The organism is Bradyrhizobium rifense (assembly GCF_008123425.1).
Classification (GTDB): domain Bacteria; phylum Pseudomonadota; class Alphaproteobacteria; order Rhizobiales; family Xanthobacteraceae; genus Bradyrhizobium; species Bradyrhizobium rifense.
Genome location: NZ_VSSS01000092.1, coordinates 30,370 through 48,386, shown reverse-complemented (window position 1 = coordinate 48,386; position 18,017 = coordinate 30,370). Strand labels below are relative to the sequence as shown.

Genomic DNA, 18,017 nt, shown 5'->3' with positions numbered 1-18,017 from the left:
GATGCGGGACTAGCCTTTGGTGGCGCCAGCGAAGTTGCCCTCGGAGATCCTGCGATAAGTCAGTATGAACAGGATCACGATCGGGATCTGCGCAATCACCAGGCCCGCCGCCGGCAGATTGAACACCGACATGTACCGGTCGGAGTTGAGCTTGAGCATGCCGACCGTTACCGGGAAATTCGCTTCGGAGTTGAGCAGCACGAGGCCGAACACGAACTCTTTCCAGATCGCGATGAAGTTGAGGGTAAACCCGACCAGGATCCCCGGTATGGAAAGAGGCAGTATGACCCGCCAGAACACCTGGAGGTCGGACGCGCCTTCAAGATAGGCGGCCTTTTCGATGTCACGCGGGATCGTGGTCATGAAGCCGCGCAGGATCAGAATCTGCGCCGGCATGCCATAGGCTGCGTGGACGACGATCAGACCGAGGCGGGTGTCGAGAAGATTGAGCGAGCGCAGCGTGTCGTAGAGTGGAATGATCACGGTCTGCTGCGGCAGCATCAAGCCCGTCAGGATGATGCCGAAGATCACTTTCTTGCCGGGCACGTCGAGCCGCGACAGCGTGAAGGCGGGGACGAGCGCCAGGATCACCGCGAGTGCGGAGCCGGCCGTCGCATAGAGAAAGGAGTTCGCCATCAGCGGTCCGAAGCCGAGTGCGAACCAGACCTTGAGATAGGGCTCGAAGGTCAGATGGGTGGGCAACGCGAACGGGCCGGCGAGGAAGTCGTTGTTCGATTTGACCGAGGTCAGGACGACGAGCAGCACGGGGCCGAGCCAGATGAACATCAGTGTCGCCAGCAGCGTGAAGCCGACGAGGCGTCCGGTGAAGCCCAGCAGCGCCCGGCGGCTATCGGCGAAATCGAGCGCGGCGTCAGACATCGAAGGCTCCCTTCATCAGGGTGCGCGTGACCAGGGTTGCAAGGCCAACCGAGACGGCCAGGATGGCGACCGACAGTGCTGCGCCGTAGCCGAACCGGCTGTTCCAGAAGCTTTCGAGATAGACGAGGTAGCCCAGCACGTTGGTGGTGCCGAACGGCGCGCCCTTGGTCATCACAGCGATGAGGTCGAAGGCGCGGAGCGACTCGAAGATCGTCAGCATAACGACGACCGCGGTGACCGGTCGAAGCTGGGGCACTGCGACCTGGATCAGCATGCGCGCGTGGCCGGCCCCCTCGATCCGGGCCGCGTCGAACGTATCCTTCGGGACGTCGCCGAGACCGGCAAAATAGAAGATCATCGGCATGCCCGTGAAAGCCCAGCCGGAGACCACAGTCAGCGTGTAGAGCGCGATGCGGTAGTCGCCGAACCACTCCATGACCAGCCCGCCGAGGCCGATCGATTGCAGCAGCGTGTCGAAGGCGCCGAACAACGGATTGAGGATGAGCAGGAACATCAGGCCGACCGAAATCAGCGACATGGTGACCGGGAAGAAGATCACGGTGCGAACCAGCGTCGGAAACGGCAGGATCTTGGCACGGAGACCGTAAGCGATGACGAGGCCGAGGCAGACGGGGAACACCAGCGTCACCGCGAGCCACTTCAGATTGTTGAACAGGGCCGTGTAGAAGTAGCGGTCTTGCAGCATGTACTGGTAGTTCGCGAGCCCGACGAATGTTTTGGTCGGCGTCATGCCGTTCCATTCATAAAGGCTGAGAACGACGGTGTAGACGATCGGATAGCCGACGAAGACCGCGAAGACGACGAGCGGCATCACGACGCCGAAGATCGTCGCAAGCACGTGGGCGCGAGCGAATTCGAACAGGCTCGGCTGCCTTGTTTGCAGAAGCTCGGACATCGTGGGGGCAACCTCGATCATGGATGGTGGCAAGTCGGCGATGGTGCCTTGAAGGAGGACGCCGCGAGGAGTGAGGGTTTCCTCGCGGCGTCCAAGGCGGCGGTGCCGGCCAGGGACGCTCGCCGCCAACTGGGCAGGATCAGAACGGCAGGATCAGATTTTTCCCCGCGTACGGATGGCTTCCTGTTCCGTTGTCTTCATCGCCTCCTCAGGCGTGACCGCACCGGCAAGGACGCCCTGAACCGCATCGAGGAACCTGTCGGAGATCGCAGGCGGGGTCGCATGGTCGACATGCATGAAGGTGAAGGAGCCTGCATTGGCCATGTCTTTGCCGAGCCGTTGCTCCATCTCGCTGAGGCCCGACAGATCCGCTTCGGTCGAAGACGGGAACGGTTTGTCGATCACGAGTTTCTCCGTCATGGCCTGCTTGGAGACCATCCAGTCGACGAACTCGGCCGCCTCGTCCTTATGCTGGCTCTTGGCGTGGATCATGATCGTGTCTTCCGCAAACACCGACATGACCGGCTTGTGCCCGTCGAATGACGGCATCGGGAAATAGTCCATCGGGACGACGCAGCATTTCGGGTTCTCGCCGCGGAATCGGCCGAGATTGAACGAGCCCTGGTACCAGTGCAGAGCCTTGCCCTGACTCCACGGGACCATCGCCGGGCCGACATCGATCGAGTTGAACGACGGCTCGAAATAGCCTTTTTTGGAGAGGTCGGCCATGATCTGGGTGGTTTCGACGGCGCGTGGATCGGTCCATGGAATCTTGTTGCTGACCAGGCCGTCATAGGTTTCGAGACCGAACTTGTTGACCAGGATTGCAGACCACATGAACTGCGCCGGCCACTTCTTCTGGTTCGCCAGCATGAATGGCCACAGGCCCGCCTTCTTGCCCGCTTCGGCATTGGCCATCAGTTCGTCCCAGGTCTTCGGGACCTTGAGGCCGAGCTTCTCGTAGAGGTCTTTGCGATACCAGACGACCGACGCGCCGACTTCGGTCGGAACGAAGAACTTCTTGTCGCCGAAGGTCGCGAGTGAGACACCGGCCGGGACCAGCGCCTTCGCCCAGCCGTACTTCTGATAGTAGGGAGTGAGATCGGCCGCGAAACCGTTCTTGATGATCTCCGCGGCGCGGCCGCCTTCCCAGGAATAGAAGATGTCGGGTGGATTGCTGGAAGCGAGCTCGATCGTCTGCTTGGTTTTGTAGGTCTCGCCATCGACACTGGCTCCGGTCACGTGGATCCGCGTGCCATTCTTTTTATTCCACTCGTCGATCAAGTAGTTCGCGTAGACTTCCGACGACGGCCACGGCGCACGATAGAAGTAGCGAAGCTCCACCGGTGCGGCCGAGGCTGGTGGGCTGGCGGCACAAATCGCGGAGACCGCGCTGGCTGCGAAGGTCGCCGCCAGAAGCGCGCGGCGGCTCAGGGACATTTTGAAAGGCATGATTTGTCGTCCTCCTAGACACGCCTTTCCGTCTCTCGGCCCGGGCGAATCCCGGGGCGATCGGTGCCTGGCGTGAACGTTCTCCTCCGTTCGCGTCCGCATGAACTGCGAAAGCGTGAGCCAGGGGGAGGCGGTTCTCTTGTGAGCTGAAACTCGCGACCTAGCCTGACATGCGAACGGTAAATTCATCGAAGCGCTTGCGCAAGCGCTTTCTTTGCTAGGAATCGTCTTCTGACCCGGCTGTGGCTCGTGGCTCGCGTGATTCTGGTCGGCGGGTGACGGGCGTGAGGATTGGGTTGCTTGTTCGTCGGAGCAGGATTCTGCTCGCGGCAAAACCGACGGGAGCAGGCCGGTCCGGCGAGGACTACTTATTTACCGAAATTCGTCGAACTCTGCGGACCATCGGGATCCACCCGTGAACGCGCTTCGCGCGATCTCAGAAATTCGCGACCGTCTTCAACCCGAACACCAATGCGTTTGCATTCGTGGTGGTGCCGCCGGGGTTGATCACATACTGGATGTTCGGCCGCACCTGCAGGCCGGCGAGCGGCCGGTAGGTGTAGTAGAGCTCCATGCTGTATTCGTTGCTCTGGACCGCGACCGGACCGAGGCCGGCCAGGTTTTGCAGCTGTTCCGACCAGGCAACGCGGCTGTTGACGTGGGTGGTGCCGACCGCAAATCCGATGTCGTCCTCGGGGCGGGACTGGAACGGGCCGGTATAGGTCAGACCGCCGGCGATTTGATAATCGGTGGTCGCCGTCCGCCGGTCGGCCATTGTCGCATTCAGAAACAGGCTCAATGCACCTGAGGAATCTGCGCGCGACGGGTGGATCACCTGCTGAAGGAAATTGACGTAGATGCCGTAGCGCCCGCGGCTCTGCAGCAGCGGCTGTCCGCTGAGCACGGCCGGGTTGCCGTTGATGTCGGTGACCACATCGGGCGCGGTCGACGTGTCATACCAGCCGCCGAACTTGTAGCTGCCCTGCAGATCGCCGAACTTCGGCAACCATCCGAGCTCTGCCGGGATCAGGAGACCCGTGGATCCCGAATAGAACACCGGAAGTGCCGATTGCGCCACCTTCAGGTAATTGGGATTGGCGTCAAACACGCCGAACTGAAAATAGCCAAAACCCTGCAGATTGAACTTCAGCCTGGAAGCCCATTGGCTGACCGGCCAGTTGTAGATGTAATTGCCGACGAGGTTGCCGGGTTGCGCGCCGCAGAATGTCAGGTTCTCGAAGTCGCAGGAGAACGCTGCGAAGTCCTCGCCGAACGTGATCCGCCCGATCTTCCAGTCGACCGCGCCGTCGATGAATTTCTGGTCGTACCAGAATTGCGTGAGCCGCAGCGTCTGGCCGCGCCCGAATACTTCCTGCACCTGTTGCAACGTGCCGAGGCGCGCGTCATCGCTCAAATTGCTGCCGTTGCGGTCCGTCCATGTAACCTGGACCGTGCCGCCGGGCACGACGCCCAGCTTGGTGAGATCGAACGTCGTGCCAAAGGTCCATTGATCGGTGTAGGCGACCTGACGGCGGTCACCGCCCGTTGCATTGCCGGCGATCTCGCTGGTGTAGCCAAACTGGAAATCGATGCCTGCATTCGACAGCCGGGTTCTCGCGCCGTTCCAGTCGCCGAACAGCCAAGGCACCGCTGCCACAGCCGGGCTGGCCGCGCCGGCGGGAATCGTCAGGTCGGCGGCATAGGCGGCGTCGCCGACCGCACAGACCGAGATGATTGAGAGAACCAGCCAAAGGCAGAGCGTCGCTGGATGCTTCGCTCGCTCACCGGATGATGCCATCATGACGATGCTCCCGGGTTCAGTCCTTCAACGCGTAGGCGATGATGTAATCACCGCGCTTGGTGCCGAACGAGCCGTGGCCGCCGGCTGCAGTGACGACATATTGCTTGCCGTCGACCTCGTAGCTCATCGGTGTCGACTGGGCGCCGGCCGGCAATCGATCTTCCCAGACCACCTTGCCGGTACGCACGTCGTAAGCCCGGATCGTGTACTCGTAGGTTCCGGTGTAGAATGCGACCCCGCCGGCGGTCGTGATCGGCCCACCCAGCATCGGCACGCCCATCTTGAAGGGGAGGGGCAGCGGCGTGGTATCTCTGATCGTGCCGTTGGGATGCTGCCAGACGATCTTCATCGTCTTCAGATCGACTGCGGCCATGTAACCCCATGGCGGCCGATAGCACGGCACGGAGAGGGGCGAGAGAAAGCTCCAGATATCCACCCCGAACGGCGTGCCATACATCGGCTGCACCCCGACCTCGCTGCCGACCGGCTTCTCGGCTGTCGGCGCCGGAGGATTCAGCGGGCCGCGCGGAATCAGCCGTGACGCGAACGGCAACGCCATCGGGTTGGCGATGGCGATCTGTCTCACCGGATCGACGGCAATGCCGCCCCATTCGAACATGCCGAGATTGCCCGGGAAGACCAGCGTGCCCTGCAACGACGGCGGCGTGAAGGTGCCCTCGTAACGCAATTGATGGAACATGATCCGGCACAGCAGCTGGTCGAAGATCGTGCCGCCCCACATGTCCGCGCCGGTCAGCTTCGCCTCCGGGCGGAATGTCAGGTCGGAAAACGGCTGTGTCGGCGCGGTGCGGTCGCCGGGCGCGGCCCCCTGCGGCACCGGACGATCCGGCGCCGGCACGATCAGCTCACCGTTCCTGCGGTCGAGCACGAACAAGTTGCCCACTTTGGTCGGCTGGATGAGTGCGGGAACGATGCCCTTGGGCGTCATCACATCGATCAGGCTCGGTTGCGCGGGAACGTCCATGTCCCAGAGGTCGTGACGCACGGTCTGGTACGACCAGGCGCGCCTGCCGGTGTTGATATCCAGCGCAACGATAGAGCTGGAATAGCGCTCGACGAGTTCATTGCGATTGCCGCCCCAGATGTCGGGCCCGTTGTTGCCGGTGGGGATGTAGACGAGGTTCAATTTCGGATCGAACGCGGCCGCGATCCATGAATTCGGCGAACCGTTGACGTAATGACGCGTCGGCGACGGCATCTCATTCTCGTCCGCTGCGCCGGAGTCCCAGACCCAAACCAGCTTGCCGGTGTAGACATCGAAGCCGCGGATCACGCCCGAGGGCACTTCAACCGCATAATTGTCGATCACCGCGGCGGCAACGACCAGGATCTTGTCACTGACGACCGGCGGTGACGTCGGCTCGAAGAAGCCCACCGTCTTGATCCCCATCCCTTGCTGGAGATCGAGGGAGCCATGATCGCCAAAACCATCGCAGGGCTTGCCGCTGTCGGCATCGAGCACGATCATGCGCCCGTCATTGACGGGCAGGAAGATCCGCCGCGGGCATTCGGCGGGCGCCGGAGCGCCGCCGCTGTCGACCGCGCCTGCCGCGGTCTCGTGGTAGGAGACGCCGCGGCAGGTCATGTGCTGGAACGTCTTGTTGAACGTCAGCTTGGGATCGTACCTCCAGCGCTCTTTGCCGGTCTTGGCGTCGAGCGCAAACAGCACCTGGTGCTGTGAACAGAGATAGAGCGTATCGCGCACCTTGATCGGGGTGACCTCGAAGGTCGTCTCGCCGGAATCCTCTGGCGTGGGCATGTCGCCGGTGCGGAAGATCCAGGCGACCTTGAGGTTGCCGGCATTGTCAGGCGTGATCTGCTTTAGCGGCGAATAGCGTTGTCCGAATTGGGTGCGACCATAGGCACGCCAATCGGCATCGGGTTGCGGGTCGGCTTCGCTTTGCTGCACCACAGAGCCGGGCTCGACGATCGTGCCGTTGATGTTGTGATAGCTGGACAGAAGCGCGATGACGAGGACGACCGAAGCCGCGGCGACGCCGGCCCAGAGTGGCGCCGTCGCGCTTCGGTAGGACACCGGCTCGTCTCGCAACAGCCCGCGCACGATCATCGGCGTCAGAAGCCAGAGCGCCATCGGGAAGATGACGTCGCCGCGTGCCGCGAGCGGCCACCAATCAAATTGGACCTCTGAGATGGCCCACGCCAGCGTACCGACCAGCACGATCGCAAACAACCACAGCGCCGAACGGCGCTGTGCCATCAACAACGCACCGGTGGCGAGAATACCGACACCGAGGATGATGTAGAAAATGGAACCACCCAATGCGGCAAGCCAAATGCCACCGCCCGCGAGGATCAGGCCGATCAAGGCGTAGATGAGACCCGTGATAAAGACTGCCCTGGATCGCTGCATGGCTGCTCCGGCGCTTGAAAGGGACCTGACCTGTCCCCGCGCAAGCGCAACGGACGGCGTCCATCTTCAAGGACTGTGGTGCAATCAACTACAACTGGCAACCGTCAACTGCTGCGCTGGCGCAACACTCGCCGCGTAAAGTTGCGAGAGAAAAGCGTGCACAAGCAAGGTTCTTCAAAATGCGCGCGCAATGTTCAAAAACCTGTGACACGGCTCAATCGCTCGCAGGCTTGTCGAGAAAGGTGTACAGCGCCCGAATTCTGCCGTGCTCGAAGATCGCAATGTCCATGCCCGTGACGACGGGAGGAGCTCCAGCCGGTCCCAGATGCCACTGCAAGCGACCGAGATCGTGATTCACCTCAGCGGGCGCTGTCGCGCGAAACACAAATCCGGGAGCTTCCTTGAGAATGCGTTCGATCTTCGCGTTGAGAGCGTCGTGGCCGACGACGCGTTCCCCCCGCTTCAAAGAACGTGCAGTTCGGCGTGTAGATGTCGGCGATCGCGACCGCCCGGCGCGCGCGATCTGACTGCCCGAATATGTCGAGCAGGTTCCTTTCCATCAGAGGACCAAGTGTGTCGCTCATCGCTCGTCCTCCAGTTCAGAACATGCCGTTGGCGTTGGCGCGCGGCACATTCGGCGCGAGCCACGGAGCCGCGTTCCTGGGGTCCCCGACGAGCTGCAAGGTGTCCCAGTGCTCGATGGCTTTTCCGTCGGCGTCCATCTTGTAGATGTCGACGCCGGCGATCCCCGTATCATTCGGATCGTCGTTGAACAGATTCAGAAAATTCACGTGCGCCCACACATAGTCGCCGACGGCGATGATCTTGTGGACAACGACACGGGCCCGCGCGCGCTCCCGGGTGATCTGGCCGAAGAATCTTCCAAGCGCGTCCGGTCCGTCGGCAATGAGCGGGTTGTGCTGGACGTAGGCGGGGCTGATGAACCTGGCGACTGACGCCTCAGACTTCTTCTGGTTGATCACAAGGTCGTAGAAGCCAAGGATATTGGTCTTGTTGCGAACGGCGCGGCCGTCATTGGAATCGAACAGCTCGATCATGGATAACTCCTGTTGTGAAATGTGGATGTGCCGGTGGCCCTAGCCGAGGCCGACGATCCGGAGGCGCAACGCATCCAGTTCGTCGTCGGATTTTTCGCGCGCGGCCCGGAGCATCTCATCGGCGTCCGTGCCGACCGGCGCGCGGCTTGGTGCGGGCATCTGCTCGGCCAGCTCGATGACGCGCCTGGCCGCCAGGACGGAGTCGAGCCCGCTGCTCTGCATGCCATTGAGCGTGGTTGCGAATGTGTTGAAGGACTGTCCGTACAGGCCGCGTTGTTCGGCCGTCATGTCGTCGGCGACGCGTGCGAGGGCCGCTACCGTTTTGGCGGGGCCGCCCGTTCTCATGTTGCCCGCAGCCGCGACGACGATGTCGACCCCAAAGGACTTCAGCTCGGCGCGGTAGACGGCCGCAAACACCTCCATGGCCGCCTTCGACGCGCCTGATGGCCCGTTGAAGGGAAGGGGGACGCTCGCCGTCCAGGTGCTGACCTGGACGATGCGGCCGCGCGCCTTCCTGAGCGCGGGCAGGAAAGCGTTCATGACCGACAGGGCCCCGAACACGTTGACGTCGAACTCGCGCCGGATAGCGTCGAGAGGCAGGACCTCAATCGGGCCCGGGGTGAGGATGCCCGCATTGTTGATCAAAAGATCAAGCCCGGAATCGCCGAGCGCGTCGGACACGCCACCCGCCCAGGCTTTCACGGCCTGCTCTCTCGTCATGTCGCAAACGGTCAGGCTGACACGCCCGCCGGAGGCGTCCTTCAGATCCTGGACCTCAGCGATGGACATGGCCGTGCCGAAAACGACGTAGCCTTTGGCAGCCAGTCCAAGCGCGATATCGCGGCCGAGGCCGCCGCCGGCGCCGGTGACTGCGGCGGAACGATGCGGGTGCTCCGAAGGGCTCGGCATTTGAGGTCTCCGTTTCAACGAGCGGCGAAGCGCTTGGAATGCACCATTGTCCGCTCTGACCGGTTCATGTTGTCGTTCCACTCCACGATGCGATAGCCTCGCGATCTGCCCAGCTATGTCGCAGAAATCGGAACGCCGACCATGGATATCGAAGACTTGCGGACCTTTGTCGAAGTGGCAGATGCCGGCGGCGTATCGCCGGCCGCGCGCCGGCTCGGCGTATCGAAATCGATCGTCAGCCGGCGGCTGTTCCGGCTGGAAGCCGAACTGGGCGTTCAGCTTCTTGCAAGGACAACGCGCGGCTCTGCGCTGACCGAGGCTGGTGTCACGTTCCGTGACCACGCTGCCCGCGTCTGCGCCGAAATCGATGTCGCGCGGGAGACGATCCTGCCCGCAGGAGACCTGCGTGGTCGCCTTCGTATCGCAGCGCCGCTGACCTTCGGCCCGACGCTGTTGGCGCCGGTGTTTGCGGAGCTGGCGCGGCGCCATCCGCTGCTCCACGTCCATGCGAGCTACAATGATCGCTTCGTGGATATTGTCGGCGACGGCTTCGACTGTGCGGTACGCGTAGGCTATCTCGGCGATTCAAACCTGATGGCGCGTCGCGTCGGGCCGATCCATGGTGCCCTCGTCGCAAGCCCGGATTATGTCAGGGAGCATGGAGCGCCCGAGACGCCGGATGAGCTCCTGACGCATCAGGCGCTCATGCAGGGCACGGAAACCTGGCAGTTCATCGATGGGGAGAAGACTATCTCCATTCATCCGCAGGGGCGCTTCAAGGCGGACAATGGCACTGCTCTTGCCGTTGCCGCAGTCGCAGGGATCGGAATCGCCTGGCTTCCGCACTGCCTCGTCGAGGACCATTTGGCCTCCGGCGCTCTCGTGCCGGTGATGACACACTATCCTCCTCCGACCGCCGGATTGTTTGTCGTCCGGCCGCCGGGACAGCACCCCGCGCGAAAAGTCCGCGTTCTGACTGAACTGCTGATCGAGCATTTCGGATAGTTGAGGGTTATTCAGCTACGATCTGCGACCGCTATGGCTGCGGCGCGTTCAGACGATCACTGCAAGATGACCAGGTTGGCCAATCCGGCAAATGGATTTGTGGATCGCAATCCTTGATTGAAGTTGATTGATACAATAATACCGTCATCGCCGGAAGCGATGCATGTGGTGGGCTGGTGAAGACGATCATTGCAGACGATCACGCCGTGGTTCGGGAAGGTCTGAAACAGCTTCTGTCGACCGTAGACCAGCTTACAATCAGTGGAGAGGCCGCGAACGGTGAAGCCGTTCACCGGCTGCTGAATGAAGGCGCCGCCGATCTTCTCATCCTCGATCTCGGCATGCCGGGCGTGAGCGGGTTTCAGTTCATCGCGAACCTGAAAGCCGAATGGCCGGAGCTGCGCGTTCTCGTCCTCACCGCCAATGTTGAGCCACGCTCGGTTCGGGCGGCGTTTTCCGCTGGCGCGAACGGCTATTTGACCAAGAGCGGCGATCCATCCGAACTCATCGCTGCAATCGATGCCATCAGAAAAGGCAACCTCTATGTGGCGGAGGAGGTTCGCTTTGCGGTGGACCAGCATGACAGCCTGAACGAAGCCCCGGAGCCCACGGCCGCGATCATATCTCCGGTCACGCTGACAAGGCGTGAGCGGCAAATCCTGGGGATGATCCCTCACGGCGCCACCAGCCGCGACATCGCCAACCGTCTCGGCATTAGCCCGCTGACCGCCCGGAAACATCGCGAGAATCTGATGCGGAAGCTTGATCTGCACAGTGGTGCTGAATTGACGGCCTACGCAATTCGTCTCGGGCTTCCATCGGGCTAGCGCAACGGCAACTCGCGAACGAAGCCGCCGCAACCTACCGGCGCGCTGAGAGGTCTCGATGCAGGAAGATTCGATGCAGGAAGACAAGATACGCGAGGCGCTCGTCGAACTCTTGTATCGCAATTCCTATGGGGTGGTGGCCTCCAACGTCCTCATCTCCCTGGCGGCGGCGTACGTCCTGAGGAGCACCGTACCTGCGAGCTGGTTGGTCGGATGGCTCGGTGCGCTGTATCTGCTCACCGCCATACGCGTCCTGGCGGCGCGCCGGTTCTTCAGCGGAAATCGAGAACCAGCGTCTGTGTGGCGATGGGCGTGGCTCGCGGCTGCGTTTTCCTGCGTGTCGGGCCTGCTGTGGGGAATGCTCGGCTGGGTTGGGTTCGTTCCTGAACAGCCCGTTCCTTTTTTATTCACCATTGTTGCCTTGACCGGTCTGGTCTGCGGCACAGTTCCGTCGCTCTCGGCCTTTCCGCCGGCTCTCGTCGGCTCGATCATCGCAACGGTGCTACCGGTCATGGTGCGCTCCATTATCAATGGAGGTGAAAGCGCCGGCGCATATCTCGCACTGCTCACGGGGCTTGTGACCATCAATCTCTATTATTGCCGCACAACGCACCGCATGCTGCGTGAGACCATCAGGTTGCGCCTGGAAAATGTCGAGCTGGTTGGCCATTTGCAGGAAGAACGCGACCGCGCGCAAGCTGCCGATCGTGCGAAAACGCGTTTCCTCGCCGCCGCCAGTCATGACCTGCGCCAGCCGATCCATGCTCTGAGCCTGCTGATCTCCACGCTCGCCGTGCTGGGTCACCGCGGCGCTGTCCAATCCGCCGATGCACGCGATCTGGCGGGCAAGGCAAAATCCATTGTCGGCAATCTCAGCGCCCTTCTGAATGGACTGCTCGATATCTCCCGGCTTGATGCCGGTGTCGTCACTGTTGCGAGGGAAACGGTGAATCTCTCCCAACTGTTCTACCAACTCAGCAACGAGTTCGCTTCAGCGGCGAAGGATCGCGGCCTCGATTGGCGCGTTGTTGAAAGCCAACTCCAGGTGGACAGCGATCCCATGATGCTGAAGCGGGTGTTGGGCAATCTGCTGTCGAACGCCTTTCGATATACGATATCCGGCGGCGTTCTGCTCGGCTGCCGCAGGCGCGGCGCTGCGGTGGAAATCCAGATATGGGATACCGGCCCCGGCATCCCCGCAGATCAGCATGCCATGATCTTTGAGGAATTCGTGCAGTTGCAGAACCCGGCGCGGGATCGCACGCAAGGCCTTGGCCTCGGCCTTGCCATCGTTCGCCGCACCGCCGCACTGCTGCAACATTCCCTGAAGGTGATCTCCGTCACCGGGCGCGGCTCGATGTTTTCCGTCACGGTTCCGCAAGCCAGTACGGTGGCGCCTCTCTTGCCCGACAACAAGTCGTCACCCGCAGGCATCGCCGTCAGCATCATGGTCGTGGAAGACGAGAGGGATGTTCTCGATGTCATGGTGCAGTTGCTGACGCTCCAGGGGCATCGCGTTTATGCCGGCCGCTCTGCCGCCGAAGTGCAACAGATACATGCAGAGGCTATGACCGCCGGCGATGCGCCGGTCGATCTGATCATCGCCGACTACCGCCTCGAAGATGGTGCTACCGGTCTGGACGCAATCCAGGCTCTCTGCGCCCATATCGGCCATTGGGTTCCTGCACTTATCGTGACCGGCGATACCTCGCCGTCACGCATCAAGGACGCCACCGCCAGCGGACTTCGTATCCTGCACAAGCCGATCACAGGCGAGGAATTGTACGAAGCAATCGTTGCAGCCTGTGTTGGCGGCGAGGAATCGCTCGAGACCAGTCGCTAAAGGCACGTCCGGCGCTGATCTCCCACGGCGCGATCAGCCTGCGGCGGCGCAGGGCGTGTCGACATTGGCAGCCTGACCGGCGACGAAATACGACATCTGCCGTATCGCTCGCAAACGAGCCTGACGATATCTATCCCCCCGAACTGGACGCGCTTGAACGGCAGCCGGTTGGTCAGCTCGACCGGCGTGGCCTCCGATTGGCGCGCCCGCATCTCTGTTTGGAAGCGCAGTTGGGTCTGCGGGCTGGAAAGAAATTGCCGACAAGAACCACTTCCGACCCGAAAGCGCGCCGGCGCGGTTTGCTCGGAAGCACTGCGCTTGTCGGCGCAATCGTCTCCGCCTCCCTTGTTGTTGGCTTCGCCCCCGCCTTCGCCGCGGGCGGCGACGGCGGCGGCAATGCCGGATCGGGCGGCGCAGACAGCACGACGATCGCGGGTGGCAACGGCGCGCCGGGAGCGACGGCGGGACAGGGCGGCGGCGGTGGCGGCGCCGGCATCGGCCCGGGATCTGACGGCTCCGGCACCGCGGGCGGCGTTGGCGGAGCCGGCGGCAATGGCGCGGCCGGCGGTACGGCGGGCACCAATACGACGGCGGGCGGCACTGGTGCCGCGGGAGCGGCAGCCGGCGATGGTGGCGGTGGCGGCGGTGGCGGCGCAGTCTCGCTTGTCATCTCCGGGGTTATCAATGGCGGCACTTTCGACGCGAGCGCGGGCGGGGCGGGCGGTGCCGGAAACGGAACTGGTGCGGGCGGCGGCGGCGGTGCCGGCGGCGTCAATATCCTTGCAAACGGTGCGATAACGTTTGTGATCAACCCGGTCAGTCAGCGGTTCGGCGGCTTTGGCGGCGCGGGCGGCGCGAGTGCGGCCGGGCTTGGCGGCGCGGGCGGCTCTGGCGGTGCTGGTTTTGTTTTTCCGTCGTTCGGCGCAGCCAGCACCCTGACGCTCGACACCGGCGCCATAGCCGGCGGCGGGACCGGTGGCGCGGGCGGCATCGGCGGGGCAGGAACCGGTGCCGGGGGTGCCGGCGGGGTTGGCGTTTCGGCAGCCAACACCACGATCAACAATAACGGCGGCACGATCACCGGCGGCAATGGCGGCGCGGGTTCGACCAATGGCGCCGGCGGCGCGGCCGTCGTCGGCTCCGACCTGACGATCACCAACGCCGGAGTCATCTTGGGTGGACTTGCCGGCGACGGCGTGACGCGGGCCAATGCCATCACCTTCACCGGTGGCACCAACACAATCAGCTTCAGTGGTGCGACCTCCGGCATGACCGGCAACATCGCCGTCACCGGCTCGCTGAACTTCAATCAAGCTACGAACGTGGCGGTTTCAAACGTCATCACGGGCAGCGGCAGCGTTACCAAGAGCGCAGCTGGGACCTTGGCACTGACCGGAGCCAACATTTACAGCGGTGGCACCAACATTGCTGCTGGTTCAATTTCCATCGGCAACATTGCGGCGCTCGGGACAGGCACTCTGACCTTCACCGGCAACAACACCGCACTGGAGTCGACCGTCTCGGGATCGCTTGCCAATGGCATTACCGTCAGTGCAGGGGTTTCGGCAACGATCGGAGCCAGCGCGGGCAATACGTTGACGATTGCGAATAGTCCAATTCACCTTGATGGCGGCGCCGGGACAACCGTGCATTTTGGTTCGACGACGGATACCGGCACGGTCTTTCTTGGTGCTGGTGCTGTAGGCACTATCAGCTCCGGTACCGCTATTGCCATAGACGGCGGAACGGTGGTCGTCGGCAACCCCTTCTATATCAGCAATGCATCCGGAGGATTAACCGTTGGCTCCGGCGCGACAACCGCGACGCTAGATCTGAATGGCCGTTCAGAGACGTCCACTAATCTCACCGGTACGAGCGCAGGCACCATTCTCAGCAATACGACATCGGCTACTCTCAACGTCTTCAACTCCGGGAATTCAACCTTTGCCGGTACGCTTGCGGACGGTACCGGCGGATTGACCCTGCAAAAGACCGGCACCGGGAAATTGACGCTTTCCGGCGTCAACACTTACTCCGGTGGCACCAGCATCCTTGCCGGCACGCTTGCAGGTGGCGCGGCGAACGCGTTCAGCGCCACCAGCGCGATGACGATCAATGGCGGCACCGTCGACCTCGGTGGCTATGCGCAGACCATCAACAACGTGGCGCTGGCGGGCGGCGCGCTGAAGAACGGTTCCCTGACTGGCACAGTCACCTCGACCGGCGGCGGGATCGGCGGTCTTGGCGGCAGCATGAGCCTGGTCGCGAATGGCGGCACCACCACGGTGACTGGCCCCAATACCTATAGCGGCGCGACCACCGTCAACAACGGTGCCCTCCTGTTCACTCCCATCGACAATGCGTTCAGCGCGGCCAGCGCGGTGACGATCAACAGCGGCGGCACCTTCCTTCTCAGCGGCTCCCAGCAGACCATCAACGCGGTAGCACTGGCAGGCGGATCGCTAGCGTCGGGCACACTGACCGGTGCGGTCACCTCGACCGGCGGCACGCTGATCGACATGTTCGGCAGCATGACCCTGACCGCGACCGGCGGCACCACCACCGTGGGCGGCTTCAGCAGCGGCTATACCGGTGCGACCACCGTCAACAACGGCGCAACCCTGCTGGGCGGTTTCGCCAACGGGTTCAGCGCCGTCAGCGCGACAACGATCAACAGCGGCGGCACGGTCGATCTCGGCGGCTTTGCGCAGACCATCAACAATGTGGCGCTGGCGGGCGGCCTGTTGACCAACGGTGCGCTGACCGGCGCGGTGACCTCGACCAGCGGCACGCTCGCCAGCATCGGCGGCGGCATGAGCCTGACCGCGAATGGCGGCCTCACGGCGTTCTTGTTCGGCAACACCTATACCGGCGCCACCACGGTCAATAACGGTGCCATCCTGTTCAGCATCGTCGACAATTCGTACAGCGCCGCCAGCGCGATGACGATCAACACCGGCGGCACCGTCAATCTCGGCGGCACGTCGCAGACCATCAATGCGGTGGCGCTGGCAGGCGGGACGCTGAAGAGTGGCTTGTTGAACGGCGCGGTGACCTCGACCGGCGGCACGCTGGACGGCCTCGGCGGCAGCATGAGCCTGACGACGACTGGCGGCCACACCACGGTGACCGGCCCCAATGCCTATACCGGCGCCACCACCGTGAATGGCGGCGTGTTGTCGGTCAACGGTTCGATTACCAGCGACGTGACCGTGAATGCCGGCGGAACGCTCGGCGGCAACGGCACCGTCGGCAACACCACCATCAATGGCGGGGCGTTGGCGCCTGGCAATTCGATCGGCTTGCTGACCGTGCAAGGCAGCCTGACCTTTACCGCGGCTGCGAGCTACATGGTGGAAGTTTCGCCTGTCAGCGCCGACCGCACCAACGTCACGGGTGTGGCGACGCTTGGCGGCGCGACGGTGAATGCGAGCTTTGCGCCCGGCACCTATGTCGCGAAGCAGTACACCATCGTCCATGCGGGCAGCGGGGTGCACGGCAAGTTTTCGGCGCTGGTCAATACCGATCTGCCGTCGGGCTTCACGGCAAGTCTCAGCTACGGCACCGACGATGCGTATCTCGATCTCGCGCTCAGCTTCGTTCCACCGCCGGGCACGGGTCTCAACGCCAACCAGCAGAACGTCGGCAATGCCCTCGTCAACTTCTTTAACTCGACCGGCGGCATCCCGATCGTGTTTGGCGCGCTGACGCCGGCAGGACTGACGCAGCTTTCCGGCGAGGTCGGCTCCGGCTCGCAGCAAGCCACCTTCAATGCGATGAACCAGTTCATGGGCGTGATGACCGATCCGTTCGTCGCAGGACGCGGCGATGGTCTCCCGGCTGTTGGCACGGCTGCCGGTTACGCCGACGAGGAAGCGTTGGCCTACACGCAAAAGCGCCGTCCGGTCGACGCGCTGGTTGCGATCACCACCAAGGCGCCGCCGATCGTGCCGAGTTTCCAGCAGCGCTGGAGCGTGTGGGCGGCGGGCTTTGGCGGATCGCAGACCACCGACGGCAACGCGGCTCTCGGCTCGAACAGCATCACAAGCAGCATCTATGGCACGGCGGTCGGCGCCGATTATCGCGTCTCGCCGGATACGCTCGCCGGTTTTGCGCTCGCTGGCGGCGGCACCAATTTCTCGGTGGCAAATAACCTCGGCGGCGGTCGCTCGGACCTATTCCAGGCCGGCGCGTTCATGCGTCATAACGCAGGCGCGGCGTATCTCACCGCCGCGCTGGCTTATGGCTGGCAGGACATCGCCACCGATCGCACAGTCACGGTCGCCGGCACCGACCGCCTGCGCGCCGAGTTCAAGGCCAATGCCTGGTCGGGCCGGCTTGAGGGTGGCTATCGTTTCGTCAGCCAGGGATTTGGCCTCACGCCTTATGCCGCTGGTCAGTTCACGACCTTCGATCTGCCCGCTTACGCCGAAGTGGCCATCGCCGGCAGCAACATCTTTGCGCTGGCCTACACTTCGAAGAGCGTCACCGATACCCGCGGCGAACTCGGCCTGCGCACCGACAAATCCTTCGCCCTGCACGACGGCGTGCTGACCCTGCGCGGCCGCGCCGCCTGGGCGCATGATTTCAATCCGGACCGCAGCCTCGGCGCGACCTTCCAGACGCTGCCCGGCGCGAGCTTCGTCGTCAACGGCGCCGCGCAGGCGTCCAACTCCGCGCTTGTCACCGGCGCGGCCGAGATGAAATGGCTCAATGGCTGGTCCACCGCGGCGACCTTCGAGGGTGAATTCTCCAATGTAACCCGCTCCTACGCCGGCAAAGGCGTCGCGCGATACCAGTGGTGAGCGGCGCCCTGCCGGGCCAAACCGACAAGAAGGTGATTTGAACATGGCAATTTTCGATAGCTCCCGCGCCCGGCGACCATCGCCGGCTCTCAGGGCGTGGACATTCGCTGTCCTGGCTGGCTTCGGCATT

General features: G+C 63.0%; 12 protein-coding genes. 4 read left to right on the top strand and 8 right to left on the bottom strand.

Features of this window, described 5'->3' with window-relative positions; all coding sequences use genetic code 11:
- Positions 1-9 precede the first annotated feature (9 nt).
- From FXB40_RS45025 to FXB40_RS44990, 8 genes are all read right to left on the bottom strand, one after another.
- Positions 10-879, bottom strand: a complete 870-nt coding sequence (locus FXB40_RS45025; protein ID WP_148778681.1) for a carbohydrate ABC transporter permease — start codon at positions 877-879, stop codon at positions 10-12.
- Positions 872-1,795 (bottom strand): carbohydrate ABC transporter permease, encoded by a 924-nt coding sequence (locus FXB40_RS45020; protein WP_187437569.1) that lies wholly within the window; start codon positions 1,793-1,795, stop codon positions 872-874. Before FXB40_RS45020 ends, FXB40_RS45025 begins: the two co-directional genes overlap by 8 nt.
- Before the next feature lie 153 nt (positions 1,796-1,948).
- Positions 1,949-3,247, bottom strand: coding sequence for an ABC transporter substrate-binding protein (locus FXB40_RS45015; protein ID WP_187437568.1), 1,299 nt, complete (start codon positions 3,245-3,247; stop codon positions 1,949-1,951).
- Between the two features lie 436 nt (positions 3,248-3,683).
- Positions 3,684-5,048, bottom strand: a complete 1,365-nt coding sequence (locus FXB40_RS45010) for a carbohydrate porin (protein ID WP_210352242.1) — start codon at positions 5,046-5,048, stop codon at positions 3,684-3,686.
- Positions 5,049-5,064: 16 nt separating this feature from the next.
- Complete coding sequence (locus FXB40_RS45005; protein ID WP_148778678.1) at positions 5,065-7,440, bottom strand: glucose/quinate/shikimate family membrane-bound PQQ-dependent dehydrogenase; 2,376 nt, start codon at positions 7,438-7,440, stop codon at positions 5,065-5,067.
- Between the two features lie 359 nt (positions 7,441-7,799).
- On the bottom strand, positions 7,800-8,024 hold the full coding sequence (locus FXB40_RS48825; protein ID WP_210352241.1) for a hypothetical protein: 225 nt from the start codon (positions 8,022-8,024) through the stop codon (positions 7,800-7,802).
- Between the two features lie 15 nt (positions 8,025-8,039).
- Positions 8,040-8,498: a nuclear transport factor 2 family protein gene (locus tag FXB40_RS44995; RefSeq protein WP_148778677.1), complete on the bottom strand. Its 459-nt coding sequence runs from the start codon at positions 8,496-8,498 to the stop codon at positions 8,040-8,042.
- A 39-nt stretch (positions 8,499-8,537) separates the two neighbouring features.
- Positions 8,538-9,407: an SDR family NAD(P)-dependent oxidoreductase gene (locus tag FXB40_RS44990; RefSeq protein WP_148778697.1), complete on the bottom strand. Its 870-nt coding sequence runs from the start codon at positions 9,405-9,407 to the stop codon at positions 8,538-8,540.
- 141 nt (positions 9,408-9,548) lie between these two features.
- Here FXB40_RS44990 and FXB40_RS44985 point away from each other — a divergent pair, with 141 nt between their 5' ends.
- The 4 genes from FXB40_RS44985 (at position 9,549) to FXB40_RS44970 (ending at position 17,887) form a co-directional block, all read left to right on the top strand.
- The gene (locus FXB40_RS44985) at positions 9,549-10,412 is read left to right on the top strand and encodes a LysR family transcriptional regulator (RefSeq protein WP_148778676.1); all 864 of its coding nucleotides are present in this window, start codon (positions 9,549-9,551) and stop codon (positions 10,410-10,412) included.
- Positions 10,413-10,588: 176 nt separating this feature from the next.
- On the top strand, positions 10,589-11,239 hold the full coding sequence (locus tag FXB40_RS44980) for a response regulator (protein WP_246208345.1): 651 nt from the start codon (positions 10,589-10,591) through the stop codon (positions 11,237-11,239).
- 58 nt (positions 11,240-11,297) lie between these two features.
- Positions 11,298-13,082, top strand: a complete 1,785-nt coding sequence (locus tag FXB40_RS44975; RefSeq protein WP_246208344.1) for a hybrid sensor histidine kinase/response regulator — start codon at positions 11,298-11,300, stop codon at positions 13,080-13,082.
- Between the two features lie 254 nt (positions 13,083-13,336).
- A complete protein-coding gene (locus FXB40_RS44970; protein WP_148778675.1) occupies positions 13,337-17,887 on the top strand; it encodes an autotransporter outer membrane beta-barrel domain-containing protein in 4,551 nt (1,516 codons plus the stop codon).
- Positions 17,888-18,017: the final 130 nt, after the last annotated feature.

Coding starts and splice junctions, on each gene's coding strand:
- FXB40_RS45025 (WP_148778681.1), bottom strand. CDS start 879: ATGTCTGACGCCGCGCTCGATTTCGCCGATAGCCGCCGGGCGCTGCTG.
- FXB40_RS45020 (WP_187437569.1), bottom strand. CDS start 1,795: ATGTCCGAGCTTCTGCAAACAAGGCAGCCGAGCCTGTTCGAATTCGCT.
- FXB40_RS45015 (WP_187437568.1), bottom strand. CDS start 3,247: ATGCCTTTCAAAATGTCCCTGAGCCGCCGCGCGCTTCTGGCGGCGACC.
- FXB40_RS45010 (WP_210352242.1), bottom strand. CDS start 5,048: ATGATGGCATCATCCGGTGAGCGAGCGAAGCATCCAGCGACGCTCTGC.
- FXB40_RS45005 (WP_148778678.1), bottom strand. CDS start 7,440: ATGCAGCGATCCAGGGCAGTCTTTATCACGGGTCTCATCTACGCCTTG.
- FXB40_RS48825 (WP_210352241.1), bottom strand. CDS start 8,024: ATGAGCGACACACTTGGTCCTCTGATGGAAAGGAACCTGCTCGACATA.
- FXB40_RS44995 (WP_148778677.1), bottom strand. CDS start 8,498: ATGATCGAGCTGTTCGATTCCAATGACGGCCGCGCCGTTCGCAACAAG.
- FXB40_RS44990 (WP_148778697.1), bottom strand. CDS start 9,407: ATGCCGAGCCCTTCGGAGCACCCGCATCGTTCCGCCGCAGTCACCGGC.
- FXB40_RS44985 (WP_148778676.1), top strand. CDS start 9,549: ATGGATATCGAAGACTTGCGGACCTTTGTCGAAGTGGCAGATGCCGGC.
- FXB40_RS44975 (WP_246208344.1), top strand. CDS start 11,298: ATGCAGGAAGATTCGATGCAGGAAGACAAGATACGCGAGGCGCTCGTC.